The organism is Actinophytocola sp. (genome assembly GCF_036378875.1).
Lineage (GTDB): Bacteria > Actinomycetota > Actinomycetes > Mycobacteriales > Pseudonocardiaceae > Actinophytocola.
On record NZ_DASUVO010000081.1, the window covers coordinates 23,884 to 50,390 of the forward strand.

At 69.4% G+C, this 26,507-nt stretch carries 24 protein-coding genes; 13 read left to right on the forward strand and 11 right to left on the reverse strand.

Annotated features, from left to right (window positions below; translation table 11 throughout):
* The first annotated feature begins 132 nt into the window (after window positions 1-132).
* From VF106_RS23135 to VF106_RS23170, 8 genes are all read left to right on the forward strand, one after another.
* Window positions 133-1,410 (forward strand): extracellular solute-binding protein, encoded by a 1,278-nt coding sequence (locus VF106_RS23135; RefSeq protein WP_330841892.1) that lies wholly within the window; start codon window positions 133-135, stop codon window positions 1,408-1,410.
* Window positions 1,410-2,291 carry a carbohydrate ABC transporter permease gene (locus VF106_RS23140; RefSeq protein WP_330841893.1) on the forward strand — a complete coding sequence of 294 codons (882 nt, stop codon included), beginning with the start codon at window positions 1,410-1,412 and terminating at the stop codon, window positions 2,289-2,291. The genes VF106_RS23135 and VF106_RS23140 overlap by 1 nt, the downstream gene beginning before the upstream one ends.
* Complete coding sequence (locus VF106_RS23145; protein WP_330841894.1) at window positions 2,288-3,118, forward strand: carbohydrate ABC transporter permease; 831 nt, start codon at window positions 2,288-2,290, stop codon at window positions 3,116-3,118. The genes VF106_RS23140 and VF106_RS23145 overlap by 4 nt, the downstream gene beginning before the upstream one ends.
* Entirely contained in the window at window positions 3,115-4,116 is a 1,002-nt protein-coding gene (locus tag VF106_RS23150) for a LacI family DNA-binding transcriptional regulator (protein ID WP_330841895.1), read from the forward strand. Before VF106_RS23145 ends, VF106_RS23150 begins: the two co-directional genes overlap by 4 nt.
* A gap of 17 nt (window positions 4,117-4,133) precedes the next feature.
* Window positions 4,134-5,246 (forward strand): glycoside hydrolase family 53 protein, encoded by a 1,113-nt coding sequence (locus tag VF106_RS23155; protein WP_330841896.1) that lies wholly within the window; start codon window positions 4,134-4,136, stop codon window positions 5,244-5,246.
* Between the two features lie 92 nt (window positions 5,247-5,338).
* A complete protein-coding gene (locus VF106_RS23160) occupies window positions 5,339-5,968 on the forward strand; it encodes an L-2-amino-thiazoline-4-carboxylic acid hydrolase (protein WP_330841897.1) in 630 nt (209 codons plus the stop codon).
* A 44-nt stretch (window positions 5,969-6,012) separates the two neighbouring features.
* On the forward strand, window positions 6,013-6,879 hold the full coding sequence (locus VF106_RS23165; protein WP_330841898.1) for a class I SAM-dependent methyltransferase: 867 nt from the start codon (window positions 6,013-6,015) through the stop codon (window positions 6,877-6,879).
* Between the two features lie 207 nt (window positions 6,880-7,086).
* Entirely contained in the window at window positions 7,087-10,755 is a 3,669-nt protein-coding gene (locus VF106_RS23170) for an nSTAND1 domain-containing NTPase (RefSeq protein WP_330841899.1), read from the forward strand.
* A 2-nt stretch (window positions 10,756-10,757) separates the two neighbouring features.
* Here the strand turns inward: VF106_RS23170 and VF106_RS23175 are convergent, their stop codons facing one another.
* Complete coding sequence (locus VF106_RS23175; RefSeq protein WP_330841900.1) at window positions 10,758-11,642, reverse strand: LysR family transcriptional regulator; 885 nt, start codon at window positions 11,640-11,642, stop codon at window positions 10,758-10,760.
* Between the two features lie 88 nt (window positions 11,643-11,730).
* Here VF106_RS23175 and VF106_RS23180 point away from each other — a divergent pair, with 88 nt between their 5' ends.
* Window positions 11,731-12,939, forward strand: coding sequence for a serine hydrolase domain-containing protein (locus VF106_RS23180; RefSeq protein ID WP_330841901.1), 1,209 nt, complete (start codon window positions 11,731-11,733; stop codon window positions 12,937-12,939).
* Window positions 12,940-12,955: 16 nt separating this feature from the next.
* Here the strand turns inward: VF106_RS23180 and VF106_RS23185 are convergent, their stop codons facing one another.
* Window positions 12,956-14,860, reverse strand: a complete 1,905-nt coding sequence (locus tag VF106_RS23185; RefSeq protein WP_330841902.1) for a heavy metal translocating P-type ATPase — start codon at window positions 14,858-14,860, stop codon at window positions 12,956-12,958.
* A 66-nt stretch (window positions 14,861-14,926) separates the two neighbouring features.
* Between VF106_RS23185 and VF106_RS23190 the strand changes: the two genes are divergently transcribed.
* A complete protein-coding gene (locus VF106_RS23190; RefSeq protein WP_330841903.1) occupies window positions 14,927-15,265 on the forward strand; it encodes an ArsR/SmtB family transcription factor in 339 nt (112 codons plus the stop codon).
* Here VF106_RS23190 and VF106_RS23195 read toward each other — a convergent pair.
* Window positions 15,242-15,409, reverse strand: a complete 168-nt coding sequence (locus VF106_RS23195) for a hypothetical protein (protein ID WP_330841904.1) — start codon at window positions 15,407-15,409, stop codon at window positions 15,242-15,244. The genes VF106_RS23190 and VF106_RS23195 overlap by 24 nt on opposite strands.
* 139 nt (window positions 15,410-15,548) lie before the next feature.
* On the opposite strand from VF106_RS23195, the gene VF106_RS23200 reads away from it, so the two are divergent.
* The 3 genes from VF106_RS23200 to VF106_RS23210 are packed head-to-tail and all read left to right on the forward strand — an operon-like array spanning window position 15,549 to window position 18,178.
* Complete coding sequence (locus tag VF106_RS23200; RefSeq protein ID WP_330841905.1) at window positions 15,549-16,421, forward strand: helix-turn-helix domain-containing protein; 873 nt, start codon at window positions 15,549-15,551, stop codon at window positions 16,419-16,421.
* Window positions 16,375-16,536, forward strand: a complete 162-nt coding sequence (locus VF106_RS23205; protein WP_330841906.1) for a DUF397 domain-containing protein — start codon at window positions 16,375-16,377, stop codon at window positions 16,534-16,536. Before VF106_RS23200 ends, VF106_RS23205 begins: the two co-directional genes overlap by 47 nt.
* Window positions 16,537-16,558: 22 nt before the next feature.
* A complete protein-coding gene (locus tag VF106_RS23210; protein ID WP_330841907.1) occupies window positions 16,559-18,178 on the forward strand; it encodes a glycoside hydrolase family 13 protein in 1,620 nt (539 codons plus the stop codon).
* 345 nt (window positions 18,179-18,523) lie between these two features.
* On the opposite strand, the gene VF106_RS23215 is transcribed toward VF106_RS23210, so the two are convergent.
* The 8 genes from VF106_RS23215 to VF106_RS23250 all read right to left on the reverse strand — a co-directional run bounded on the left by VF106_RS23215 (window position 18,524) and on the right by VF106_RS23250 (window position 26,399).
* On the reverse strand, window positions 18,524-19,495 hold the full coding sequence (locus tag VF106_RS23215) for an oligopeptide/dipeptide ABC transporter ATP-binding protein (RefSeq protein ID WP_330841908.1): 972 nt from the start codon (window positions 19,493-19,495) through the stop codon (window positions 18,524-18,526).
* Window positions 19,492-20,310, reverse strand: a complete 819-nt coding sequence (locus tag VF106_RS23220; RefSeq protein ID WP_330841909.1) for an ABC transporter ATP-binding protein — start codon at window positions 20,308-20,310, stop codon at window positions 19,492-19,494. Before VF106_RS23220 ends, VF106_RS23215 begins: the two co-directional genes overlap by 4 nt.
* Window positions 20,311-20,326: 16 nt before the next feature.
* Window positions 20,327-21,010 carry a GntR family transcriptional regulator gene (locus VF106_RS23225; protein ID WP_330841910.1) on the reverse strand — a complete coding sequence of 228 codons (684 nt, stop codon included), beginning with the start codon at window positions 21,008-21,010 and terminating at the stop codon, window positions 20,327-20,329.
* Window positions 21,011-21,013: 3 nt separating this feature from the next.
* On the reverse strand, window positions 21,014-21,844 hold the full coding sequence (locus VF106_RS23230; protein WP_330841911.1) for an ABC transporter permease: 831 nt from the start codon (window positions 21,842-21,844) through the stop codon (window positions 21,014-21,016).
* Window positions 21,831-22,772 (reverse strand): ABC transporter permease, encoded by a 942-nt coding sequence (locus VF106_RS23235; protein ID WP_330841912.1) that lies wholly within the window; start codon window positions 22,770-22,772, stop codon window positions 21,831-21,833. The genes VF106_RS23230 and VF106_RS23235 overlap by 14 nt, the downstream gene beginning before the upstream one ends.
* 107 nt (window positions 22,773-22,879) lie before the next feature.
* A complete protein-coding gene (locus tag VF106_RS23240; RefSeq protein WP_330841913.1) occupies window positions 22,880-24,157 on the reverse strand; it encodes an NAD(P)/FAD-dependent oxidoreductase in 1,278 nt (425 codons plus the stop codon).
* A 19-nt stretch (window positions 24,158-24,176) separates the two neighbouring features.
* A complete protein-coding gene (locus VF106_RS23245; protein WP_330841914.1) occupies window positions 24,177-24,851 on the reverse strand; it encodes a haloacid dehalogenase type II in 675 nt (224 codons plus the stop codon).
* Window positions 24,852-24,860: 9 nt separating this feature from the next.
* Window positions 24,861-26,399 carry an ABC transporter substrate-binding protein gene (locus tag VF106_RS23250; protein WP_330841915.1) on the reverse strand — a complete coding sequence of 513 codons (1,539 nt, stop codon included), beginning with the start codon at window positions 26,397-26,399 and terminating at the stop codon, window positions 24,861-24,863.
* Window positions 26,400-26,507: the final 108 nt, after the last annotated feature.

Below are 26,507 nucleotides of genomic sequence, written 5' to 3' on the forward strand. Positions count from 1 at the left end.
TGAGCGCTCACAGCCGGCTTCCACTTCGCTGGCCAGGAGCTTCACCTCTTGACAGCGCTGCCTCGGGAGGCCAAAACTGGGAGCGCTCACAATTCCTCAGTCCACCGCAACGACGCGAAACGAGGCCGTGTGATGCGTTCCCTGCTTGCCGGTTTAGGCCTGGTCACCGCCCTTGTCGCCGGTTGTTCCGGCGGTTCGGGGGATTCCGGCGACCGGATCGAGCTCACGTTCTGGACCTGGGCGACCAACATCGAGAAGGTCGTCGAGAAGTGGAACGCGAGCAACCCGGACGTCCACGTCACGGTCAGCCGGCAGTCGCAGAGTGACGAGCTGGTGACCAAGGTGCTGACCGCTGCCAAGACCGGCAACGCGCCGGACCTGTTCCAGGCCGAGTACCAGGCACTGCCGACCTTCGTCAGCAACGACGCCACCGCCGACCTCGCCGAGTACGCCGGCGACGCGAAGGACGCGTTCGTCGACGGCGTGTGGCAGCAGGTCACGCTCGGCACCGAAGGCGTATACGCGATCCCGCAGGACAGCGGGCCCATGATGCTGTACTACCGCGCGGACCTGTTCGCCCAGTACGGCCTGACCGTGCCGACGACCTGGGACGAGTTCGCGCAGACGGCCAGGACGCTGCGGACGAAGACCACGACCAGCTACCTGACCACGTTCTCCGCCAACGATCCCGGCTGGTTCGCCGGGCTGGCGCAGCAGGCGGGCGCCGAGTGGTGGAGCATCGACGGCGACACCTGGACGGTCGGCATCAACGACGAACCGACCAGGAAGATGGCCGACTTCTGGGGCGGGCTCGTCGCCGAAGGCGCCGTCGACGACCAGCCGATGTACACCCCGGAGTGGAACAAGGCGCTGGGCGACGGCACCTTGCTCGCGTGGCCGAGTGCCATCTGGGCGCCGGGTGTGCTCGGCAACGTCGCCGCGGACACTCAGGGCAAATGGGCCATGGCGCCCCTGCCGCAGTGGACGGCCGGCGAGAACCGCACCGGCAACTGGGGCGGGTCGTCGACCGCCGTGTCGGCCGGTTCCGAGCACGTCGAGGCGGCCGCGAGGTTCGCGATCTGGCTCAACACCGGCCCGGAGGCGACCGAGGCACTCGTCACCGAGGGCGCGCTCTACCCGGCCGCCCGCGACGCGCAGTCCGGCCCCGGGCTCTCCGCGCCACCGGCGTTCATGCCCAACCAGGCCGACTTCTACGCCGAGGCCAAGGCGATCGCCGACAACGCGGTCGGCTGGACCTGGGGCCCGAACGTGAACGTCACCTACCAGGCGTACAAGGACGCCTTCGGCAAAGCCGTCACCGACCGGACCCCGTTCTCCGACGCCGTCGAGGAGATGCACGACTCCACTGTGGACGACATGCGGGACACCGGCTTCAAGGTGAAGGAATAGTGCGGCAACCCGGCCGGCGGGCGGTGCCGTACGTCTTCCTCACCCCCGCGATCGTGTTGTTCACGCTGCTCGTGCTGGTGCCGATCGGCTACACCGTCTACCTGAGCCTGCACCGGACGAAGGTCAGCGGGATCGGGCTCGGCAGTGGCGCGCGCACCGAGGTGTTCGCCGGCCTGAGCACCTACTCCGAAGCCTTGTCACACCCGGAGTTCTGGCGTGGCACACTGCGGGTGCTTGGCTACGGCGTGCTCCTGGTGCCCACGATGATCGGGCTCGCGCTGCTGTTCGCGTTGCTGCTGGACCGGCCTCGCGTGCGGCTCGCCCGGTTCAGCCGGCTGTCGATCTTCCTGCCCTATGCCGTGCCCGGTGTGGTGGCGAGCGTGCTGTGGGGGTTCCTCTACCTCCCGGCGCTCACGCCGCTACCCGTGCCGGACGGCCTGCTCGGGCCCGGACTGCTGTTCGCCGTGCTCAACATCGGGCTGTGGGGCGGTGTCGGGTTCAACATGGTGGTGATCCTGACCGCGCTGCGGGCGATCCCGGCCGAGATCTACGAGTCGGCGCGGCTGGACGGCGCCAGCGAACGCCAGATCGCGCTGCGGATCAAGACACCGCTGGTGATGCCGGCCCTGGTGATGACCGGCATCTTCACGGTGATCGCCACCCTTCAGGTCTACACGGAGCCGACCACGCTCCAGCCACTGACCAATGCGATGCCGTCCACGTGGACGCCGCTGATGAAGATCTACAGTGACGCGTTCGTCCGCGGCGACATCCACTCGGCCGCCGCGGGCTCGATCGTGATCGCGGCGGCCACACTGACGCTGTCGCTGGCTTTCCTTCGTGTGATCGCGAAGTGGGGCTTCACCGGGGAGGAACGGTGACGCGCCCCGGTCGCCTTGCCACCGTGGTACTGCTGATCGGCGCGGCGTACTGCCTGCTGCCGGTGGCGTGGGTCGTGATCGCGGCGACCAAGAGCAGTTCGGACCTGTTCAGCACCTCGACGTTGGTCCCTGGCGGCGCGCTGATCGACAACATCGCGCGGCTCTCCGGTTTCCGGGACGGCCTGTTCTGGCAGTGGGTCGCCAACACCGCGCTCTACGCGGGCGTCGGGGCCGCGCTGTCCGCGGCACTGTCCGGCATCACCGGCTACACGCTGGCGAAGTACACCTTCCCCGGGCGGGCACTGGTCTTCAACGTGCTGCTGGCGGGGATCCTCGTGCCGGGCGTCGTGCTGGCCGTGCCGCAGTACCTGTTGCTCGCGAGACTCGGGCTCGCCGACACCTATCTCTCCGTGCTGCTGCCGAGCATCGTCAGTCCGTTCGGGATCTATCTCGCGCGGGTGTACGCGGCGGCGGCCGTGCCGGACTCGGTGCTCGAGGTGGCGCGCACCGACGGCGCGGGCGAGTTCAGGATCTTCCTGACGGTCGGGCTGCCGATGATGGTGCCGGGCTTGGTGACCGTGTTCCTGTTCCAGTTCGTGGCCATCTGGAACAACTTCCTCCTGCCGTACATCATGCTCGGCGACGACCGGACGTTCCCGCTGACCGTCGGCCTGGTCACGATGCTGAAGCAGGGCAACGCACAGCCCGCGCTGTACAACCTGGTGATCACTGGCGCGCTGCTGTCGGTGCTGCCGCTCGTCGCGTTGTTCCTCACCCTGCAGCGGTACTGGCGGATCGACCTGATGACGGGAGCGGTGAAGGGATGAACGTGCACAGGCGCAGACGTCCCACCATGGACGACGTGGCCACCGCGGCCGGAGTGTCGCGGGGCACCGTGTCCCGCGCCCTCAACGGCGGCAGGAACGTCAGCGGGCCGGCACTGTCGGCCATCAACAAGGCGATCCGGCAGATCGGTTACGTGGTGAACCCGCACGCGCGAAGCCTTGCCACGCAACGGTCGATGTCCGTTGCGTTCGTGTTGTCCGAGCCGCAGGACCGCCTGTTCGAGGACCCGAACTTCCACATCCTGCTGCGTGGCTGCACGCAGGCGTTGGCGGACAAGGACATCACCGTCCTGCTCACGCTCGCCGGCACGCCGGAGGAGCGCAAGCGGGTGAGCCGGTTCGTCACCGCGGGACACGTCGACGGCGTGCTGCTGGTGTCCACACACACCGGCAACCCGTTGGTCGAGGAGCTGTCCGACGTACCGGTGGTCGCGTGCGGCCGGCCACTGGGGCACGAACGTGACGTGTCCTATGTGGCCGCCGACGACCGGGACGGCGCCCGGCAGATGGTGACGTACCTGCGTGCCAAGGGTTACCGCCGGATCGGCATGGTCACCGGTCCGCCGGACACCCCGGGCGGCGTCGACCGCCTCGCCGGGTACCGCGACGTGCTGGTGGACGTCGACGACGCCATGATCGTGCGTGGCGACTACACGCAGACGAGCGGTGAGGCGGCGATGACGCGGCTCCTGGCGCGGGTCCCCGACGTCGACGCGGTGTTCGTGGCGTCGGACCTGATGGCCGCGGGCGCACTCGCCGCGCTGCGCCGGGCCGGCCGCCGGGTGCCAGAGGACGTCGCGGTGGCCGGTTTCGACGACTCACGAATCGCGGCGGCCTGCCACCCGCCGCTGACCACGATCCGCCAGCCGTGGGCCCGGATCAGCACGGAGATGGTGCGGTTGCTGCTGCGGCTCGTCGACGGAGAGGAGCCAGCGGCGATGATCCTCCCCACGGAGTTGGTGATCCGAGAGTCCGCGTAGTCCACAAAGGAGTGACGATGCGCAGGCGTACCATTCTGGCCGCCCCACTGGCGGCCGCGTTCAGTTCCCTCGTCGTACCACCGGCGTCCGCCGCCACCGGGCCGCGAATCCGGGGTGGCGACATATCCTTCACCTTGCAGGAGGAGGCGATCGGCAAGGTCTACCGCGACGGCGGCACCACGGCGCCGATCGAACGCATCCTCACCGGCCGCGGTGCGAACTACGTGCGGCTGCGGGTGTGGACGGCGCCGCCCTCCGGCTACAGCACGCTGTCCTCCGCGCTGACGCTGGGACGCCGGGCCCAGCAGGCCGGCATGCGGATCCTGCTCAACCCGCACTACGCGGACTTCTGGGCGGACCCGGGCAAGCAGCCGACCCCGGCGGCGTGGGCAGGGCAGAACCTCTCCACGCTCGCGACGACCGTGCGCAACTACACCCGCGACGTGGTCGCCGCGTTCGCCCGGCAGGGCACCCCGGTGTCCATGGTGCAGGTGGGCAACGAGATCACGAGCGGAATGCTGTTCCCGCTGGGGGAGATCTACCGTTCCGACGGCGAGCACTGGGCGGAGTTCACGACGTTGTTGAAGGCGGGTATCGCGGGTGCGCGGGAAGCCGGCGCCCCCTCGATCATGGTCCACGTCGACCGCGGCGGCGACAACGGCGGCGCCCGGTACTTCTACGACCACGTGCTGGCACAGGGTGTGCAGTTCGACGTGATCGGGCTGTCGTACTACCCGTTCTGGCACGGTGCGTTGTCCGCCTTGCGCGGCAACCTGAACGACCTGTCCAACCGCTACCGCAAGGATCTGGTCGTGGTGGAGACGTCGTATCCGTGGACGCTCAACAACGGCGACAGCCTCGGCAACTTCATCACGACGCCGAGCCAGCTCCCGGACGGCGCCCGCTTCCCCGCGACGCAGGCCGGGCAGGCGGCGTTCTTCGAGGAGATACGTAACGTGCTTGCGGCCGTGCCGGGCGGGCGGGGCGCCGGTTTCTTCGACTGGGAGCCAGGTTGGCTGCCCGGCGTTGGCTGGGCCCCTGGCGAGGGCAACCCGAACGACAACCTGACGATGTTCGACTGGTCGGGCAACGCTCTGCCCTCCCTGCGTGCGTTCCGCGCCGGCGCGTAGGCTGTGACCTTGTAACTGACCGTTTTGTCAGCGCCTGGTAGGTCGGTGGTGTGCGCTGGCGTGCTTAGTCATGCCAGAAAGGAAAGCACGTCATGACCACCGACCACTATGTACCCGACCCCGAGGCGGAGACCGCCGCACTGGTCGAGGCCTTCCTGGAACACCTGGACGTTTCCGCGTCCCGACGCGCCGACATCCAGGCCCGGCACGAGAAGCTCGTGGCCGCCAACCAGCACCTGGTCGTGGACGACCTCGCGCGCCACAGCCTACGCCTGACGCTGGTGGTGGCGGCCGCGTACGAGCTGCTGCGTCCGTCCCTTGGGCAGGCCAGGGCCATGGCGGCCGTCGAGGCGGCGCTGGTCGAGCCGCTGGCCCCGTTCGTCCGTGCGGCGACGCGGGCCATGCTCGACCACGCGCCCGACCCGTACCAGGCGATGGTCGAGATGGCGAAGTCCCGCGAAACCGAGTCGTTCGGCGCGGGCTTCGAGTTCCGGCACGCCGTCGACGACGGTGAGCGCTTCCACCAGGACGTTCATCGTTGCCACTACCACGATGTGCTGGTGGCCAACGGAATGGCGGAACTCACGCCGGCCCTGTGCGCCTTCGACCGCAACTGGATCGACGTGATCGACCCGGCCCGCCACGGTTTCCGCTTCGACAGGGAAACCACGATCGGCACGGGCGGCACGCACTGCCCGTTCCATTTCACCAGGGTGCGGTGAGTTGACGACTGCCTCTGCCCACGCGGGCAGAGGCAGTACCCTGGATGGAGACGCACGGTATCTGGGGGTGTGTCGCCATGCGGGTCGACCCGTCGAACGCCGCGCAGTTTCGCTACTGGGACGGCGAGGAAGGCGCGTACTGGGCGAAGCGTGCCGCACGTTTCGACATGAGCGCCAACGACTACTGTCGTCCGCTCCTGGACGCGGCCGCGATCGAACCGACCCACGCCGTCCTCGACATCGGGTGTGGAACAGGCGTGATGACCCGCCTCGCCGCCCAAAGAGGCAAACTCGCGCTCGGAGTGGACCTCTCCAGGGCCATGATCGGTGTCGCCCGGCGCGAGGCCGCGCACGAGCACCTCTGGAACGCGATGTTCAGGCACGGTGACGCGCAGGTACATCCCTTCTCCGTCGGGCGCTACGACGTCGCGATCAGCCGGCACGGCGCCATGTTCTTCGGCGATCCGCATGTCGCGTTCACCAACATCGCCCGCGCCCTACGCCCCGACGGCCGCATGGCGCTGCTGTCCTGGCAGCCGTTGGCGCGCAACGAGTGGCGCTTGGTCATCCGCGACGCGCTGTCCGCCGGCCGGGAAGCGCCCGCACTGCCACCACAGCCGCCCGGTTCCCTGGAGGATCCCGACGACGTGTTCGCGGTGCTGACCCGAGCCGGCTTCACCGACGTACGCGTCTCCTCCGTCGAAGCCTGGATGTACTTCGGCTCCGACGCCGACGACGCGTGCCGTTTCCTCACCGGCCAGTACGCCCGCACCCTCAACGGCCTCGACCCGGAACTGAAGGCCCGCGCGCGCTACGCCCTCCACGACAGCATGGCCCGCCACCAGACACCCGGAGGTGTACGGCTGGGCTCGGCGTCCTGGCTGATCGAGGCCCGTAAACCGGCGCGTTAGCGTTCACGATTTCACGAATGCCCAGGTTCGTGAGGAACTTCAGGTAAGCCGTTGTCCGGTGTCGGGAGGTTGGTGGCGGACAACCTCTTTCGATGGGACGGTGATGTTCGGTCGAGGAACTGGGAGGTGACAGGGATGCCGCGTCCGGAGCAGCCCGTGGACCCGGCGGATGGGCCCGTCGCTCAATTCGCCGTGCGTTTGCGGGAAATGCGGCGGTCGGCAGGTGGTCCGGGGTACCGGGAGCTGGCGCGGCACGCGCATTATTCGCCGACGACACTGGCGCAGGCCGCGCGTGGTGTGAGTTTTCCATCGCTGCCGGTGACGCTCGCGTACGTGCGGGCGTGTGGCGGCGACGTGTCGGAATGGGAAGAGCGGTGGCGTGCCACGGCCGCGGAGCTCCATCCCCCTCTCGGCGACGTGCGGGAGTCGGCCGAGCGGGGACCGTATGTGGGGTTGGCGGCGTACGGTCCGGATGACGCGGAATGGTTCCGCGGCCGGGAACAGCTCGTGGCCACGCTGGTGGATCGCGTGGCACGACAGCGGTTCGTGGCAGTGGTGGGGGCGTCCGGGGCGGGTAAGTCCTCAGTGTTGCGGGCCGGGCTGCTGCCCGCGATGGCCGCGAAGAACGACCGAACGTCGACGTTGGTGGTCACGCCGGGAGCGCATCCGTTGCAGGAATGCGCGATCCGGCTCAGTACGCGGTTGGGGACCACCGCTGGGCGGTTGGCGGCTGAGTTCGCCGAAGGTCCGCAGCATCTCGGTCTCGCGGTGCGCCAACTCGTGGCGAACCGGCCAGACGGCGCCGACTTCCTGTTGATCGTGGACCAGTTCGAGGAGTTGTTCACCCTCTGCCAGGACTCGCACGAGCGCGATCGGTTCATCGACGCCCTGCTCGATGCGGCCGAGTCTCCGGACAACCGTGTCCGCGTCGTCGTGGGCCTGCGGGCCGATTTCTACGCCCACTGCGCACGGCACGCGAGGCTGGTGGCGGCGCTGCAGGACGCACAGGTGTTGATCGGGCCCATGAGCACCGACGAACTGGTCGAAGCTATCACGCAACCGGCGGCCCGGGCCGGTCTGATGGTGGAAAAGGCGCTGGTCGTCAGAGTCGTGAACGACGCGGCCGAACGGCCGGGCGCCCTGCCGTTCGTGTCGCACGCGTTGTGGGAGACCTGGCGCCGCCGGCACGGCAACGGTCTCTTCCTGGCCGGATACACAGCGGCCGGTGGGCTGGACGGCGCGGTCGCCCAGACCGCGGACCGCGTGTACGACGACCTCGACGAGCGGAAGCAAGGAATCGCCAGGGAGATCTTGTTGCGGTTGACCGCGCTGGGCGAGGGCACCGAGGACACCGGCCGCCGGGTATCCCACGAAGAGTTGCTGGACAGCCCCGACCGGGACGCGATTGTCGCCGTGCTGAGCAGGCTGGCGGCGGCACGCCTGGTGACCGTGGGAGCCGACACGGTCGAGGTGGCGCACGAGGCGCTGATCCGGTCGTGGCCCACGCTGAGATCATGGCTGGCGGAGGACCGGGAGACGGTGCTGGCACACAGAAGGCTGACCGAGGCGGCCGCCGAATGGACCCGCCACGACCACGACGACAGCCTGTTGTACCGCGGCGCACGCCTGGCAGGATGGCGGGACCGCTCACCCGACCGTCTCAACGACGCCGAACGCGCGTTCCTCGCCGCCAGCATCGGCGCCGAGAGCCGCGAACATCGCCTGCGCCGCCGCCGGATCCGGTGGACGATCGGCGGTCTCGGTACGACGACCGCCGCCGTCATCGTCCTCGCGGTGATCGCCCTGCTGATGGCTGGCCGTGCCGAGGACGAGCGGGCACTCGCACAGAACCGTCAACTGATCGCCGACGCACGCGCCCAACTCCAGGTTGACCCGGAACTCGCGCTGCTACTGGCTCGCGAGGCGTTCACCCAGTCGCCGAACGAGAACACCGAAGCCATGCTGCGCCAGGCCGCCGCCGACTCGCGCCTCCGCACCACGCTGCCCGCGCATCCTCGTGACTCGATCGAGTACCAGGACTCGGTCACCGGCGTCGTGTTCACTCCCGACGGGAAGCACCTGCTCACGAGCAATGCCTTCGGTTTGTTCCAGCTGTGGGACTGGAACGGTGGCCGTGTGGCTCCGTCGCCGTCGCGAGTGTTGCGCGGCCCCTACGACTATCCACGGAGCCTCGCCCTCAGCCCGGATGGTGACCACTTCGCGGTGGCCACGCCCAACGGTGTGCTGTCGGCGCGGGGTTGGGCTGGCGGTGCCCGGCCGGCGTACGTGCGAGGGCGCGGGGACGACCTGTGGTGCGTGGTGTTCAGCCCGGACGGGCAGCGCATGGCCAGCGGCGGTGAGGACGGCACCGTCCGGGTCTGGGAGGTTGCGGGAGGAGCGCCATCGCAAGTGTTCCCCGGCCACGACGGCGGGGTCTACGGAGTGGCGTTCAGTCCGGACGGCCGGCTGCTGGCCAGCGGAGGAGAGGACGGCACCCTCCGGATCTGGGACCTCGCGGGCGGCGGGAGTCCTCTCGTGCTGCAGGGCCAGGAAAGCGAGTTCCTGGACGTGGCCTTCAGCCCGGATGGCGGTCACATCGCCACCGCGGGTGCCGAAGGCGCGATCGAGGTCTGGGATCCCGCGGGCCGGACGTCGGTCGTGCTCGGCAACCACGACAACGTCGCGCAAACCGTGGCCTACAGCGCTGACGGTCATTCGATCGTCAGCGGTGGCAACGACGGCACCGTGCGGATCTGGAACGCGGACCGTCGCGGTGCACCGGTCGTGCTGCGGGGACACCGGAACGGGGTTGCGGCTGCCGTGTTCAGCCCGGACGGAAAGGCCGTGGTGAGCGCCGGCGGCGACGGCACGGCGAAGGTGTGGGATGTCGACGAGGTCGAGCAGTCGACGGTGCTCCGTGGCCACGACGGGATGGCTGGCCGCGCCGCGCCGAGCCCGGACGGGCGCCGCGTGGCGAGCGGCGGTCGAGACGGCACCGTCCGGCTGTGGGACACGAATGGGAATGGTGTGCCAACTGTGCTGACCGGCACCGGCCGGATCATCGACCAGGTGGCGTTCGGCCCCGGCGGGCGCCACCTCGTCGCCGTCGACGAGGCGGGCGCGGTGCTCGTCTGGGACACCGAGGAACTTCGGTTGCGGTCGTCGGACCTGGGCGTAGAAAGCGTGACGGTCAGTCCGGACGGCACTCGGCTCGCGGTCGCGACTTCCGATTCCACCGTGTCTGTATGGGACATATCGGCGATCGGCTCAGCTGACCCGTCCGCGACCCTGCAACTCCCATCCGGTAGCCATGGCCAGCTGTACGACGTCGCCTGGAGTGTGGACGGGCGCCACATCGCGGCCGCTTCCGACGAGTCCGTCGTGATGTGGGATCTCCTCACCCGCGCAGAGCCCGCCGTGTTCTCCGGGCACCGGGGGCAAGTCTGGACGCTGACGTTCAGCCAGGACGGCACGCGCCTCGCCGCCGCCGGCGACAGCGACTCCATCCATCTCTGGGATGTCGACAACCCCACCAGGCCAACCGTGCTGCGTGGCCAACAGGGCCGGGTCTCGAGTATGACCTTCAGCGAGGACGGGCGGCACCTGGTCACCGCCAGCTCCAGCGCCGCGGTCAGGATCTGGAAAGCCGACGGTGCTGCCGAACCGCTGGTCCTCGACGGGTTCGGCTCCTCGGTGCAGTCCGTCGCGGCACTCGGTGAAGACCGTTTTGTCACCGCTCACGGCGACGGCTCGGTGCGGATCTGGCGTTGCCCGGCCTGCGGCCCCATCGCGAACGTCCTCGCCGACAGCCGCGGGCACACCACTCGCCAACTCACCGAGGACGAACGGAGGATCTTCGGCCTGGCACGGCGGTAGCCCTAGCCCTTCAGGGTGCCCAGGTCGCGGGCCACCTGGGCGAGTGCGCGGGTCATCTCGTTCTCCTCGCGCCACACCAGGCCCCAGCGCAGGCCGGGCCAGTCGTGGATCGGGAGGTACAGGATGTCCGGGCGGGCGTGGTAGCGCGTGACGTGGGCGCCGAGGTTGTGGATGAAGTCCCCGGTGCTGACGTAGGTGAACATGTCGTCCAGGCTGGCCATGCCGGGTGGCAGGCGGTCGATCGGACGGCCGCTCGGAGATTGGAAGGGAGTGAACGCGTTCTCCCAGTACTGGGGGCCCGCCGGGCCGTCGATGACGCCGTGGTCCGCGAAGACCTCGATCGACACCGACTCGCGGACGGCCAGGCGGTGGTCCGGGGACATCAGGGCGACGCAGTGCTCCGTGTACAGAACTGGTCCGGCCGTCAGATCGGGTTCCTCGACCGGCAGCCACGCCACGAGCACGTCGATGTCGCCGTCCCGGAGGGGGCCGAACGCGTTGACGAACGGGTTGTGCCGAATGCGCAGGCCCCACTGGGGATGGCGTGCGCGGAACGCCTCCCAGAACGGACGCAGGTCGTGGGCGTTGCTCGGCAGCATGCCCACCCGCAGCACGCCGGTCTTACCCTCCGCGGCCAGACGGGCTTTCGCCATGCCGTCGCGCAGGCTGCGGTACGCGGGCAGCAGCTCGTCACGCAGCTGCTCACCGACCACGGTCAGCCGGACGCTGCGGCTGGTGCGTTCGAACAGCGGCGCGCCCACGGCACGTTCCTGTTTCTTGATCGCCTGGCTGACCCTCGCCTGCGACACGTGCAGCCGTGCCGCGGTCCTGCTGAAGTGGAGCTCCTCGGCCAGCGTCAGGAAGATCTCGATGTCCCGTAGCTCCACCGTGCTCCTTGATCCATAACCGCTGTGTTATGACGACTATACGAAAGCTCCCGTTGTTCGGGTTGCCGTCGCGGCCAAAGATGATCACATGTCACAGACAGTGAGTTGGGACAAGACGGGTAACTGGACGATGACGGGCGACGGAGGTCTGTCCACTGGACGAATGCGGGACGTGCTGGCCAGACATGTCGAGGTCGGCACCGTTCCCGGGCTGGTCGCGCTGGTCGGCCGGGGCGAGGAGGTCGAGGTCGTCGCGTTGGGGGCGCACGGGGACACGCCCATGCGCCGGGACACAATCTTCCGGATGGCGTCGCTCACCAAGCCGGTCACGGCCGCCGCGGTGATGATCCTCGTCGAGGAGTGCCGGCTACGGCTGGACGATCCGGTGGAGACGTGGCTGCCCGAGCTGGGCAACCGACACGTCCTCCGCACCATCGACGCGGAACTCGACGACACCGTGCCGGTCGCGCGGTCGATCACCGTGCGCGACCTGTTGACGCTCACGTTCGGGATCGGGCTGGTGTTCACGCCATGCCCGATCCAGGCCGCGATGCTGGAGCTGGGCATCGTCGGCGACGGCACCGCGAACTGGCCGACGCTCGACCAGGACGAGTGGCTGCGCCGGTTGGGCACGCTCCCACTGATGTACCAGCCGGGGGAGCGCTGGCAGTACCACGTCGGCTCGGACGTGCTCGGGGTGCTCGTCTCGCGGGCGGCGGGCCAGTCGTTCGAGGCGTTCCTGCGGGAGCGGCTGTTCGAACCGCTCGGCATGGTCGACACCGGGTTCCACGTGCCGGCCGGCAACCTCCACCGCCTGCCGCCGAGCTACGCGCACGACCCGCTGACCGGTGAGCTGACCGTCTGGGATAAGACCGACGGCAAGTACAGCAAACCCCCGTCGTTCCAGGCAGGCGGCGACGGGTTGGTGTCCACTGTGGATGACTATCACAGGTTCTTCCGGATGCTCGCCGACAAGGGCGGGCGGGTGCTGTCGCGGGCGTCCGTCGCGCTGATGACCATGGACCACCTGACCCCGGCGCAGAAGGTGGAGAAGGACCTGTTCGGCGACCACTTCGGCCGCCACGGTGGCTACGGCTTCGGCATGGCCGTCCGCACGCACCGCCGTGACCTGGCGTCCGTCGGCCAGTTCGGCTGGGACGGCGGCCTCGGCACGACCGCCTACGCCGACCCGGCCGAGAACCTGGTCGGCGTCCTGCTGACCCAGACGGCCATGGACTCCGCGGACACCCCACGTCTGCACCAGGACTTCTGGACCACCGCCTACCAGGCCATCTGAGGATCGGGCGGCGGGGTCAGGACGTTTCGCGGACGGCGCGGCGCCACGCGGACTTTCGGAGCAGTCGTAGGCCGTTGAGGCCCACGATGACCGTGGAGCCCTCGTGGCCCGCGACGCCGAGGGGGAGTGGCAGGTGGCCGACGAGGTCCCACACCACCAGCACCGCGATGAACGTCGCCGCGATGGCCAGGTTGGCGGTGACCACGCGGCGGGCTCGGCGGGACAGGGCGATGGCCGCGGGGATCGCGGCCAGGTCGTCGCGCACGACGATCGCGTCGGCCGTGTGCAGTGTCAGGTCCGCGCCAGCGCCGCCCATCGCGATGCCGGTGTGGGCGGCGGCCAGGGCCGGGGCGTCGTTGATGCCGTCGCCCACCACCGTGACGTGGTGGCCGCCGGCCTGGAGTTCTTGTACGGCACCGACTTTGTCCTCCGGGAGCAGGCCGGCGCGTACCTCGCCGATGCCGACGGCGGTGGCCAGCTGGTGTGCGGCCGTGTGGTTGTCGCCGGTGAGCAGCACCGGGGCCGCGCCGGTCAGCCGGGTCACCGCGGCCACGGCCGTGCCTGCCTCGGTGCGGACCTCGTCCGTGACGCCCAGCACCGCGACCGGGGTCCGCTCGCACAGCACGACCACCGCCGTCTGGCCCAGCTCACGCAGCGAACCGACCGCCTGCCACGGGGCCACGTCCACTTCGGACAGATAGGCGTCCGGCGAGCCCAGCTGGAGGTAGTGGTCGTCGACGCGGGCGGTGATGCCGCGGCCGGGATGGGCGGCGAACTCGTCGGCGTCGGCCAGGTCCAGGTCGCGTTGCCGGGCGGCGCGCACGACGGCCGCGGCCAGCGGGTGCTCGCTCTGCCGTTCCGCGGAGGCCGCGAGCCGCAGCAGCTCGTCCTCGGTGAAACGCGGGTCGAGCAGCCGGATCTCGGCCAGGACGGGGGTGCCGCGGGTCAGCGTGCCGGTCTTGTCGAACGCGACCCGGGTCGTCGCACCGAGCTGTTCCATCACCACCGCCGACTTGGCGAGGACGCCGTGCCGGCCCGCGTTGGCGATCGCGGCGAGCAGGGGCGGCATCGTGGCCAGCACGACCGCGCACGGCGACGCCACGATCATGAACGTCATCGCCCGCAGCAGTGAGTCCTGCAGCGCCTCGCCCCACAGCAGGGGGAGGACGAACAACGCGATCGTCGCGGCCACCATGCCGATCGAGTACCGCTGCTCGACCTTCTCGATGAACAGCTGCGTCTTCGCCTTGGTCTGCGTGGCCTGCTCGACCAGCGTGGCGATCCTGGCCACCACCGACTCGCCGGCCAGCCGGTCCACCCGCACCCGCAGCGCGCCGGTGCCGTTGAGCGTGCCCGCGAACACCTCGTCGCCGGGCGTCCTGTCCATGGGCAGCGGCTCGCCGGTGATCGTGGCCTGGTCCACCTCGCTGGCGCCGGACATCACCGTGCCGTCGGCGCCGATCCGCTCGCCGGGCCGAACCTGGATGACGTCGCCGACCGCCAGGTCCGTCACCGGCACGGTTTCCTCGCCGGACGGGCCGACGCGGGTCGCGGTGTCCGGCGCGAGGTCGAGCAGGCCGCGGACGGAGTCCTCGGTGCGGGCCGTGGCGAACGCTTCGAGGGCGCCGGAGGTCGCGAAGATCACGATCAGCAGCGCACCGTCGGTGACCTGGCCGATCGCCGCCGCCCCGATGGCGGCGACGACCATCAGCAGGTCCACGTCGAGGGTCTTCTCGCGTAGCGCCGCAAGCCCGGCGAGCCCCGGCTCCCAGCCGCCGGCCGCGTAGCAGGCGAGGTACGCCGCCCACCACGACCAGGCCGGCGCGTCCAGCAGTTGCAACGTGAGACCGACGAGGAAGAGCACCACGGCGGCCGCTGCCCAGCGAACCTCGGCCAGGGCGAAGAGGCGTGTGCGCGTCATGCCATGGAACATATCAGAACATATGAAGAGGTCTTCAAGTGTTCTGGCGCACGGTAGGGTGCGGGCATGGGTCACGGGACCGAGAACCGGCCGGTCGCGAAGCTGGACGCGGAGAGCGCGGCGACGGTAGCGGCCACGCTGCAGGCGCTGGCCACGCCGAGTCGACTGCTGATCCTCACCCAGTTACGGCAGGGGCCGCTGCCGGTCTCGGAACTCGCGGAGGCCGTCGGTATGGAGCAGTCCGCGGTGTCCCACCAGTTGCGACTGCTGCGCAACCTCGGCCTGGTGACCGGCACGCGCCACGGCCGCAGCATCGTCTACAGCCTGTACGACAACCACGTGGCGCAACTGCTGGACGAGGCGGTCTACCACGTCGAGCACCTAGGCCTCGGCCTCACCGACTGAGAGCGCGTCCACCTCCCGCAGGGCGTCCGCGCTGACCCGGAGGAACTCCCGCAGCGCCCGCGCGTTGAACACGAACTCGAACGGGTCGTACCGGCCGCCGAGACTGAACTCGATGTCCTCGTTCCCGGTGACGCGGAACTTCATCGGGCAGCCCTCGCGAATGATGACATACGAGCTGACTTTCAGGCTGGTGTGCAATTGTCGCTCCCTTCTCGAACGGTTGTCGGCCAGAAGCTACGCTCCTTCGAGAAATCGCGTCATGACTTGCCAGAGGTGACAGAAGATGAGCAGGAACGCCCCTCGTGCGCGCGATCGGATCATCGGCGCGAAGGTGCGTGCAATCCGCACGGAGCGGGCCGGAATTTCCCTCGAACGCGCGGCGGAGTTGGCCGGTTGGGCGCCGAGCAAGCTGAGTCGCACCGAGCGGGGACTGCGTCACATCACGACGGACGAGGTGGCTACTCTCCTTACGGCGTGGCAGATCCCGGTCGCCGAGCGGGAGGAGGTCGTCGCGGAGGTGCAGGCCGGCTCGTCGTCGGGTTGGTGGGATCGCCCATTGCCCGGAGTGCCGGCAGAGGTGGGTGCCCTCGTCAGTTATGAGGCCGACGCACACGAATTGGTAGACGTATCTGTCACAATTGTTCCAGGATTGCTCCAAACCTATGGGACGGCAATCGGAGCCATGTGGTCGGATGGTGTTCCGCGGACGGATTTGGAAACCCGTTGGATGGCTCGCCTGCGTAGGCAGCAGATTCTCGGGACTGTCGACTACACCGCATACATCGGCGAGGCCGCGCTCCACACTCCCTATGGTGGAGCCGACGCCTTGCGTGGCCAACTGGAGCACCTTCTGCTCGCTCAGGACAGAGCGATCCGGGTTCGGATCATCCCCGCTCACCAGCCTCGGGTCTTCCTCACGCACTCGTGGTTGTTGATGCGCTTCCCGAAAACCAACCCCGTGGTGCATGTCGAGCTGACCGAAGCGGCGTTCTACGTCCACGACGACGGTGTGGCGCCCTACTTGGCAGCCCTTGAGCGGCTGGACAACGTTGCCCTGTCCCAGGGCGACAGCCGTAGGCTGATGAGTGGTCTGTTGAAGGGATGCGAGCATGTGGCGCAAGTCGAGCAAGAGCAACTCGGGCGGCACCTGCGTTGAGGTGCGGCATGACCTGGCCGCTCTTCGGGACAGCAAGCAGCCGGAGGGTCCGCGGCTGGCGGGGCCGGTGGCCATGTTCGTCAAGAACATCAAGGCCGGCCGTTTCGATCGCTGATCCTCCGGGGTAGTAGTAGGGGGTGGACGTTCCTCACCAGTGGTGGCGTGACGCCGTCGTCTACCAGATCTACCCGCGCAGTTTCAGCGACGGCACCGGTGACGGGGTCGGTGACCTCGCCGGCATCCGGTCCAGGCTGGGCTATCTGCGCACGCTCGGCGTCGACGCCGTCTGGCTCACGCCCTGGTACCGCTCACCCATGGTGGACGGCGGCTACGACGTGGCCGACTACCGCGCCATCGACCCGCTGTTCGGCGGGCTCGACGACGCCGAGGCGCTGATCGCCGACGCGCACGAGCACGACCTGCGGGTGATCATCGACCTGGTGCCCAACCACACCTCCGACCAGCACGCCTGGTTCGGAGAGGCGCTCGCGGCCGCGCCTGGTTCGCCGGAACGGGACCGCTACATGTTCCGGCCCGGCCGTGCCGCCGGTGAACCGCCCAACGACTGGCGCAGTGTCTTCGGCGGCCCCGCCTGGACACAGCTGCCGGACGGCGAGTGGTACCTGCATCTGTTCGCGCCGCAGCAACCCGACCTGAACTGGCAGAACCCCGAGGTGCGGACGGAGTTCACCGACATCCTGCGGTTCTGGCTGGACCGCGGCGTGGACGGCTTCCGCATCGACGTGGCACACGGGCTGGTCAAGGCCGACGGGCTGCCCGACCTCGGCACCGACCACGAGGACCTGATCGAACCACCGGACCGCACCGACCACCCGCACTGGGACCACCCCGACGTACACGAGATCTACCGCGAATGGCGGCGCGTCGCGCAGGAATACGGTCCGGACAGGATCTTCGTCGCCGAGGCGTGGGTCGCGCGGCCGGACCGGCTGGCCCGCTACGTCCGGCCGGACGAGCTGCACACCGCGTTCAACTTCGACTTCCTGCGCTGCTCGTGGCAGGCGTCGTCGTTCCGGGCCGTGATCGACTCGAGCCTCCGCACGCTCGGGGCGGTCGGCGCACCCGCGACCTGGGTGCTGTCCAACCACGACGTGACCAGGCACGTCACCCGCTACGGCCGGCCACACACACGCGGCACGGGTCCACAGCACGAGCCGCGGGAGCCGGCCGACCGGGCACTCGGCACCCGCCGGGCCCGTGCGGCGCTGCTACTGATGCTGGCGCTGCCCGGCGGTGTGTACCTCTACCAGGGGGAGGAACTCGGACTGGAGGAGGTGGAGGACCTGCCGGCCGAACTGCTGCAGGACCCCACCTGGCACCGGTCCGGGCACACCGTCCGCGGCCGCGACGGGTGCCGGGTGCCGTTACCGTGGGAGGGCGCCGCGTCACCGTTCGGCTTCTCACCCGGCGGCGTCGAGCCCTGGCTGCCGCAACCCGCGCACTGGCGGGACCTTTCCGTGGCAGCACAGACGGACAAACCCGACTCCATGCTCACCCTGTACCGCGACGCCCTCAAGACCCGCCGCCACCACAAGGCCCTCGGCGACGGCGACCTGACCTGGCTCGACTCGCCACCCGAGACACTGCTGTTCCGCCGCGAGCCGGATCTGCTGTGCGCGGTCAACCTCGGCAGCACGGACTGGACCCTGCCGGTGCACAACCGGGTCGTCCTGGCGAGCGAACCACTCCGCGACCAGAAGCTGGCACCGGACACAGCGGCCTGGCTGGCGACCTGAAAGACGCGTTCGGGACATCGCCGAAGCCTCGAAAGACGCGCTGATGGCGTTCAACGACCTGAAAGCGTCTTTCGAGACAGCGCCGGTGGCACGAACGCGCCGTTCGCAGCAGTGGGCTTCACTGGCGACGTCGTCCTTCATCGCACGGACACCGCCCGCGAAGCGGGCTTCGCCCGCCGGATCCGCAGAACCGCACGTGGGCAGCACTTTCATCGGTGGATTCGGGTTCAACGTCCTGAAGGGCACCTTCAGGGCATCGACCAGCGGGACACCGTGCAGGCCCGGGTGCGCGGCCAGCACGGCCCGAGCGTGTGGCGAAGGACGCTCACGCTGGCGGTGCGGCGATCACACCTGCACGCTCACCGGCACCTCGCGCCAGCGGTGGCAGCGGACCTCGTGCCCCGGCTCGATCTCCACCAGCGGCGGCATGACGGTCCGGCACTGGTCGGCCGCGAGGGGGCACCTCGGGTGGAAGCGGCAGCCGGCCGGCGGGTTGATCGGTGACGGTGGCTCCACGGCGCCCGTGTCCGGTTCGCCCGTGACCCGTCGAGGGGTCGCGGCGTCCAGCAGCGCCAGCGTGTACGGATGGCGAGCGCCGGTGAACAGGTCGTCACGGGCCGCGGTCTCCACGATCTGCCCCAGGTACATGACCGCGACCCGCTCGGCCATGACCCGCACCACCCGCAGGTCGTGGGAGATCATCACCATCGTGAGCTGGTGCTCGCGGCGCAGCCTGCGCAGCAGGTTGAGGATGCGGGCCTGCACGGAGGCGTCGAGCGCGGACGTCGGCTCGTCGCAGATCAGGACCTTCGGCGCGAGCAGCAGCGCGCGTGCGATCACCGCCCGTTGCAGCTGCCCGCCGGAGCACTCGCCCGGCACCTTGTCCAGGTACGTGCCGTCCAGGCCCACCTCCTCGAGCGCGGACGACACGGTCGCGGCACGTTCCTCGCGGGTGCCGATCCGGTGCTGGGCCAGCACGGCGGTGAGGCTTTCGCCCAGTGTCATGCGGGGGTCCATGGCCGCGTGCGGGTCCTGGAACACCAGCTGCGCCGTGCGCGCGAGCTGCCGGCGGCCGGGACCGGTCAGGCACGTGGTGTCCAGACCGTCGACCCGGACCCGTCCCGACGTCGGGCGGACGAGCCCGAGGATGATCCGCGCGAGCGTGCTCTTCCCGGAGCCGGACTCGCCGACCAGGCCGAGCACCTCGCCGGGCGCGACGTGTGCGCTGACGCCGTCGACCGACCGCACGTGCTCGCGCCGGCGTAAGCCACGGCGGGCCAGCGGGAAGTGCTTCACCGCGTCCTCGACGGAGATCATGCGGGCTCCAAATCGCGGTCGGAGATCGTGTACAGCTCGCCGGAGTCGTTCTGCCGCAACAGGGAGCACGCGATGAGCGCCCGCGTGTACGGGTGTTCCGGGGCTTCCAGGATCTGGCTGACCGGTCCCTGCTCGACGATCCGGCCGGCGTACATGACCGCGATCCGGTCCGCGATCGACGCCACCACACCGAGATCGTGCGAGATGAACAGCACCGACATGCCCAGCTCGGCCTTCTTCGCCGCGATGAGGCGCAGGATCTGCGCCTCGACCGTCGCGTCGAGGGCCGTCGTCGGCTCGTCCGCGATCAGGAGCCGGGGCTGGCCGGCGAGCGCGGCGGCCAGCATGACGCGTTGGGCGATGCCGCCGGAGAGCTGGTGCGCGTACGCACGGGCACGGCGGGCCGGTTCGGGAATGCCGACGTCGCGCAGCAGGTCGACGACCGCGTCCCTGGCCTCATGGCGGGACATGCCGCGGAACCGGCGCAGCGGTTCGGCGACCTGTGCGCCGACGGTCGCGGTGGGGTCGAGCATTCGTTTGGGCTGCTGGAACAGGACGCCGACGCGGCCGCCTCTGATCGTGTTCATCGTCGGCTCGGACGCGGTGAGCAGGTCGACGCCGTCGAGGGTCATCGTCGTGGCGTCGACGACCAGGGGCCGGGGGAGCAGGCGCACCACCGACATCGCGGTGAGGCTCTTGCCGGAGCCGGACTCGCCGACGAGCGCGAGCACCTCGCCCTCGGCGATGGTCAGCGACACACCGTCGAGCAGGGCGACGTCACCGGCGGAAACGGTCAGGTGCTCGACGGTGAGCATGGCTCCCCCCTTTCTCTCAGTCCGTGGGGTGTTCGTGGCGGTGGTGGTGCAGGGTGGTCATCGCGTCGCCGAAGTGCCGGTCGAGGGCGGTCAGCAGGGCGTCCCGGTCACCCGCCGCCAGCAGCCTCATCAGCTCGTCGTGCTCGTCCACCAGCTCGGTGCGGCCCTTGTAGGTGCCCAGCATGATGTTCAGGCACAGCCGGGTCTGGTCGGCGAGCGACGCGTACATCGCCGACAGCCGTTCGCTGCCGGCCGCGTCCACGACGTGGCTGTGGAAACCCAGGTCGGCCACCGCCACGTCGACCCACCGGTGCTCGTCGACGGCCAACGCCATCCGCCGCACGTCCTGCTCCAGCGTCGCGAGCAACGCGGCAGGCGCGCCACGCTCGGTCAGCCGTGTCACCGCGGCCCGTTCCAGTGCTGCGCGGGCGAAGTACAGATCGTCGAGGTCCTCGCTGGTCATCGCGCGGACCGTGATGCCCTTGTGCGGCGCGCTCAGCAGCAACCCGTCCTGGACCAGCCGTTGCAACGCCTCCCGCACCGGGCCTCGGCTGGTGGCGAACCGCGTGGCCAGCTCGACCTCGTTCATCTGCGTGCCCGGCGGGTACGTGCCGTCGAGGATGCGGTCCCGCACCTGCGCGGTGACCACCGCCGCCAGCGTGGGTTTGGGCACGTCCTTGCGTCTCGTCGATGTCCTCATGTCTCACGCTCTCCGGTTACGGCGGACGTTGATGCCCTGTCCTATCAGCGTGACGCTGAGCGCGGTCAGGAAGATCGCCAGACCGGGGTAGAGCACGAGCCCAGGGTCACGGGTGAGGTACGGCTGTGCCGCCGCGAGCATTGATCCCCAGTCGGCGTCCGGTGGTTGTACGCCGAGACCAAGATACGACAGCGCGCCCACGGTGATCAGCTTGTGGCCGAAACGCAGAGCGGCGTGCGCCAGCAGCGGGCCGAGCGCGTTCGGCAGGATGTGCCGGAACACGATGAACCACCGCCCGCAGCCCAGTGTCCTGGCCGCCTCGACGAAGTCGCGGGCCTCGATCTCCAGCGTGACCCCGCGGGCGAGCCGGGCGAACGGCGTCCACCCGGTGATCACCAGCGCGAGGATCAGCGTCAGGTAGTTGGTGCCGAGGATCGCCACGAGGAACATCGCGACGATGATCTCCGGGAAGGCCAGCAGCACGTCGCACATCCGCGTGACCAGCTCGTCCAGCCAGCCACCCCGGCGGGCGCACACGATGCCGACCAGGGTGCCCGTCACCGCCGAGATGGCGAGCGTGGTCGCGGCGATCGAGACGGAGAACCGGCCACCGTCCAGCAGGCGGCTCAGCACGTCCCGGCCGAGGTGGTCGGTGCCGAACAGATGCGTGCCGTCGGCCGGGGCGAGCCGGTTGTCCAGGTCCTGCGCGGCCGGGTCGAACGGGATGACCCATGGCGTGACCAGCAGGACCAGCAGGATGACGGCGAACAGGCCGGTGCCGACCACCAGGCTCGGCGGCCACGGCCTTCGCCGCGTGCGCTCAAGCAGCACCATGACTGGACCTCACAGCCGGGTTGACGAGCCGGTAGACGACGTCGGTGACCGTGGTGATCAGCACCGCCAGCGCCACCAGGCACACGATGGCCGCCTGGATCGCTGGCACGTCGTTGTTGACCACCGACTCGTACATGAGCCGGCCCATGCCGGGGATCGAGAAGATCACCTCGACCACCACCGAGCCGCCGAGCAACCCGGCGAGCCAGACCGAGAACAGCGTGATCACCGGCAGCAGCGCGTTGCGGATGCCGTGCCGCAGCATGGCGACACCGAACGGCAGACCGCGAGCGCGTGCCGCCGTCATGTGCGGCGCGGCGAGCACGTCGATCATCGACGCCCTGGTCACCTGGGTGAAGTAGCTCATCGGCCGCAGCGCCAGCGTGAGGCACGGCAACACCATCGACGCGGGCCCGGCCCAGCCGGCGGACGGCAGCGCGCCGAGGTGCAGCGCGAAGACGAGGATCAGCACCGGCGCCAGCCAGTACTCGGGAAGCGCGACGAACCCCTGCGTGACGGTGGTGATCGCGGTGTCGGTCGGCCTGCCGTGCCGCACGGCCGCGAGCGAGCCGAGCGGAACGGCCACGACGATCGCGATGAGAAGCGCGGTGGCCGCGAGCATGGCGGTGATGGTCAGCGCGCTACCGATCATGTCGATGACCGGGGTGCGGCTGGTGTAGGAGAGCCCGAAGTCGCCGCGGACCGCGTTGCCGAGCCAGTCCCAGTACTGGCTCAGCAGCGGTCGGTCCAGCCCGTACTCGTGGCGCAGCGCTTCGAGCGCGGCGGGGTCGACGTCGAGGTCACCGAGCCGGGCGCGGAGGATCTTGCGAGCCGGGTCGCCGGGGGTGAGGTAGGGAATCAGGAACGCCACGAACGACACCACGAGCAACGTCACGGCGAGCACACCGACCCGCTTGAGGACGAACACTCACCCACCTCCGCCCGGGTGTTCCCGAAAACGCAACTCGCGGGGGCCGAACGCGCGACTCGCCGGGGCCGAACGCGCGACTCGCGAGGTCATGGGGGACATGGGCCTCAGCTCACCCGGTCGAGGAACTTGAAGAACGCGCCAGCCGGCGGCAGGAACCACGGTGGGCCGAAGTGGCCCGGGACGGCGCGGAAACGAAGGTCCTGCCAGATGTTCGCGCTGGCGTCGCCGCCGAGCATCTGTGCCATGACCTTTCCCATGTGGGTGGCCATCTGCACGCCGTGACCGCTGTAGCCGACCGAGTAGAAGACGCCGTCGTGCTCGCCGGCGTGGACCATCTGGTCCAGGGTCATGTCGACCAGGCCGCCCCAGCAGTAGTCGATCCCCGCGCCGGCCAGCTGGGGGAACACCTTCACCATGCCGCGGCGCAGGATTCGGCCGCTCTTGAGGTCGGAGTCCCGGTTGGACACGGCGAACCGGGCTCGGCCGCCGAACAGCAACCGGTTGTCCGGGGTGATCCGGAAGTAGTACAGGAGGTGGTTCGAGTCCGAGGCGACCCTCCTCTTCGGCAGCAGCTCCGCCACCACGTCCTGGTCGAGTGGTTCGGTGACCACGATGAAACTGCCGATCGGCACGATGCGCCTGCGTAGCCATGGGGTCGCCGAGCCCGTGTAGCCGCTGGTGGCCATCACGACCTGGCCGGCGCGGATCGTCCCCATGTCGGTCCGCACGTCGTGGGAGTACCCGTCGCGCCGGACCAGCTCGACCACCCGGCTCTGTTCGTGGATGGACACTCCGCGTCCCGCCGCCGCGGTGGCCAGGCCGGCGGTCAACTGTCCCACGTGGACGGCCGCGCCCAGCGGGTCGACCATGGCGCCATGGTAGTACGGGCTACCGATCTCTTCGGACAGTCGCGACCTCGGGACGAGCTGGACATCCTGACCCGCCAGCGAACGCATCTGCTCGGCCGACCGTTCGAAACCCCGGTAGTGGGACGGCTTGCACGCCAGCGTGAGCCGGCCGGTTCGCTCGAACGAGCAGTCGATCCCCTCGGTCGCGACGACGTCCTCGACCGTGTCGATGGCGTCGTTGTACGCCTGGAACATCGCCACGGCCCGGTCCGCGCCGTAGCGGCGGACCGCCTTGGGGAAGCTGATGGCCAGGCCCGGGGTGGCCATGCCGCCGTTGCGGCCCGACGCACCCCAGCCCACGGTGTTGGCCTCCAGCAGCACCACGTCCGCGCCGTCGCGTGCCAGGTGCAGCGCGGTCGACAGCCCGGTGAGGCCGGCGCCCACGATCACGACGTCCGCTCGCGCCGGCAGCTCCGTGCGGCGGAAGTCGCCGGCGGGTTTGGCGGTGTCCAACCAGTACGAGACCAGCTTCACGGCTTCCCCTAACGGGTTGCTACAGGCCCAGCAGGGCGGGAACCCCGGTGAGGTCGGAGGTTTCGGCGTACTCGTAGTACGGCGTCGACGGGTCGTAGCCTCGGTTGACGTACACCTTGTGCCTGATCCTCAGCTCGTGCGCGGGGATCAGGTCGTACCAGATGTGCGACGACACGTGCAGGATCTCGTCGGGCCGTGCGCCCAGCTGGTCCAGCATGTACTCGAACGCGGCGAACCTCGGCTTGTAGGCCCGTGCCTGCTCTGCGGTGAACACGCGGTGGAAGTCGACGCCGAGCCGCGCCACGTTCTCCTCCAGGATCGCGTCGACCGCGTTGGACAGGATCACCAGCGGGTACGCCGACGCCAGCTTCGCCAGCGGTTCCGGCACGTCCGGGTGGGGGCCCCACGTGCCGAGCGCGGCGACGATGGCATCCACATCGGACTGTCGGAACTGGATCCGCCAGCGGTTGCAGGTCCGCTGCCACGCGTCCCGCAACACCGTCGGGTAGAGCTTGAACTCACCGAGCACCTCGTCGATCCGGTAGGCGCGGAAGTCCGCCAGGAACACCTCGACGTCCGACGGCGCGACGCGGTCGGCGATCAGCGGTCGCACGGTGTCGTTCATCTGGAAGTGGGTGAGCGTGCCGTAGCAGTCGAAGGTGATGTACTTCGGGGTGTAACCGAGAAGTTCCATGATCCTTTCCTAGCCGATCGTGACGGTCGGGGTCGCCGCGTAGCGGCCCAGCGGGTCGTCGACGAAACCCTTCACGGTGTTGGCGTGCGCGGCGACGGTCTGCTCGTGCACGAGGAACACGGTCACCGCCTCGTCCTGCAGTTGGCTCGCGACCTCGGCGTAGAGGGCGTTGCGGTCGTCCGGCTCGGTCATCTCGTTCGCCGACGCGATCTTGGCGTCGAGGGCCGGATCGCAGAAGTGGCTGAGGTTGAAGCCGCCGTCGCAGGTGTAGTCGGCGGTCAGGAACCCGATCGGGTCGGCGATGTCGGTCAGGTGGTTGCGGGACAGCAGCGCGAGGTCGAAGTCGCCGGCCAGCAGCGCAGGCTCCATCGAGGCGTACTCGCCGGTCTGGATCGTGACGGTGACGCCGATCTTCGCCAGGTCGGCCTGGATCACCGTGGCGAGGTCGGCGAACTCGGGCCGCTCGTTGTAGGCCAGCAGCGTGAGGTTGAGCTGTCCTGGTTGGACACCCGCCTTGGTCAGGAGGGTCTTCGCCGCGTCGAAGTCCTGCTTGGCCGGTTCGGCGTTCTTCGGCGCCCACGGCTCGTCGGGGGCGAACGGGCCCGTCGCGGGTTGGGCGCCGCCGTCGTAGACGCTCTTCGCGATCGCCGCCAGGTCGATGGCGTCGCGGATGGCTTTCCGGGTGTCCGGGTTGTCGAACGGCGCCTTGGTCACGTTGAAGTACAGGCCGGACGTGCGTGGGATGTAGGACTTGGTCACCGAGAGGTCGGCGTCGCTCTCCAGTTCCGGCAGGCTGGTCGCGGGGATGCCGAGGGCCACCTGGGACTCACCGGTCCGCACCTGGGTCGCGCGGGTCGCGCCCTCGACGATGAAACGGCCATCGACGTGGTCGAGCGCCGGCCGGCCGTTCCAGTAGTTGTCGTTGCGGTCCAACGAGATCGACTGTCCTGGCGCGACGGACGCCGGGGTGTACGGACCCGTGCAGTGCCGGATCGGGTCGATCTTGGCGCCCTGGTACGCGGCGGGCGCGAGGATCCCGGTGTTGACGCTCGCGAGGCGGAACGGCAGCAACGCGCTCGGCGCCGGCGTCGTGATCCGCACCGTGGTCGGGTTCACCGCCTCGACCTTCGACACCACCTTCGGCGTGAACGCCCGAGGTGGGGTCGCCGCGGTGAGCACGTGGTCGAGCGCGCCGGCGACCGCGTCGGCCGTCAGTTCCGTGCCGTCCTGGAACTTCACGCCGTCGCGCAGGGTGAAGTCCCACGTGGACGGTGTGCTCTGGGTCCATTCGGTGGCGAGCATCGGCTGCAGCTCGCCGGCCTCCTCGTCGTAGGTGAGCAGCGTCTCGAGACAGCCGACCTGGCTGAGCACGTACGCGTCGTCGGTCTCGAGCGCGAAGTCGGCCTTCGGGGTGAACTGGAGACTGATCGTCAGGGTCCGGCTTTCCGAGTCGCCGGAGCCCCCCTGGTCGAAGGTGCTGCACGCGGACAGCGCGAGCGCGACAGTGATCGCGAATGTGCTCGTGCGAATGGATCGTGAGTTTCTCATGGGGAACCCGCCTGTGCCGCTGGGCCGGTGGTCGTCGAGGGACGGTGATGTCCGTCCATCATTGGCAAGGCTCACCGAAGTTGTCAACAATCGTTCTAGCTGATCATT

Bases quoted from the DNA above. Each gene is read 5' to 3' on its own strand.
- VF106_RS23230 (WP_330841911.1), bottom strand. From the start codon at position 21,844: ATGGTGCTGCTTGAGCGCACGCGGCGAAGGCCGTGGCCGCCGAGCCTG.
- VF106_RS23150 (WP_330841895.1), top strand. From the start codon at position 3,115: ATGAACGTGCACAGGCGCAGACGTCCCACCATGGACGACGTGGCCACC.
- VF106_RS23160 (WP_330841897.1), top strand. From the start codon at position 5,339: ATGACCACCGACCACTATGTACCCGACCCCGAGGCGGAGACCGCCGCA.
- VF106_RS23190 (WP_330841903.1), top strand. From the start codon at position 14,927: ATGGGTCACGGGACCGAGAACCGGCCGGTCGCGAAGCTGGACGCGGAG.
- VF106_RS23195 (WP_330841904.1), bottom strand. From the start codon at position 15,409: ATGAAGTTCCGCGTCACCGGGAACGAGGACATCGAGTTCAGTCTCGGC.
- VF106_RS23215 (WP_330841908.1), bottom strand. From the start codon at position 19,495: ATGATCTCCGTCGAGGACGCGGTGAAGCACTTCCCGCTGGCCCGCCGT.
- VF106_RS23225 (WP_330841910.1), bottom strand. From the start codon at position 21,010: ATGAGGACATCGACGAGACGCAAGGACGTGCCCAAACCCACGCTGGCG.
- VF106_RS23155 (WP_330841896.1), top strand. From the start codon at position 4,134: ATGCGCAGGCGTACCATTCTGGCCGCCCCACTGGCGGCCGCGTTCAGT.
- VF106_RS23250 (WP_330841915.1), bottom strand. From the start codon at position 26,399: ATGAGAAACTCACGATCCATTCGCACGAGCACATTCGCGATCACTGTC.
- VF106_RS23245 (WP_330841914.1), bottom strand. From the start codon at position 24,851: ATGGAACTTCTCGGTTACACCCCGAAGTACATCACCTTCGACTGCTAC.
- VF106_RS23220 (WP_330841909.1), bottom strand. From the start codon at position 20,310: ATGCTCACCGTCGAGCACCTGACCGTTTCCGCCGGTGACGTCGCCCTG.
- VF106_RS23135 (WP_330841892.1), top strand. From the start codon at position 133: ATGCGTTCCCTGCTTGCCGGTTTAGGCCTGGTCACCGCCCTTGTCGCC.
- VF106_RS23165 (WP_330841898.1), top strand. From the start codon at position 6,013: ATGGAGACGCACGGTATCTGGGGGTGTGTCGCCATGCGGGTCGACCCG.
- VF106_RS23200 (WP_330841905.1), top strand. From the start codon at position 15,549: ATGAGCAGGAACGCCCCTCGTGCGCGCGATCGGATCATCGGCGCGAAG.
- VF106_RS23170 (WP_330841899.1), top strand. From the start codon at position 7,087: ATGCGGCGGTCGGCAGGTGGTCCGGGGTACCGGGAGCTGGCGCGGCAC.
- VF106_RS23205 (WP_330841906.1), top strand. From the start codon at position 16,375: ATGTGGCGCAAGTCGAGCAAGAGCAACTCGGGCGGCACCTGCGTTGAG.
- VF106_RS23185 (WP_330841902.1), bottom strand. From the start codon at position 14,860: ATGACGCGCACACGCCTCTTCGCCCTGGCCGAGGTTCGCTGGGCAGCG.
- VF106_RS23180 (WP_330841901.1), top strand. From the start codon at position 11,731: ATGTCACAGACAGTGAGTTGGGACAAGACGGGTAACTGGACGATGACG.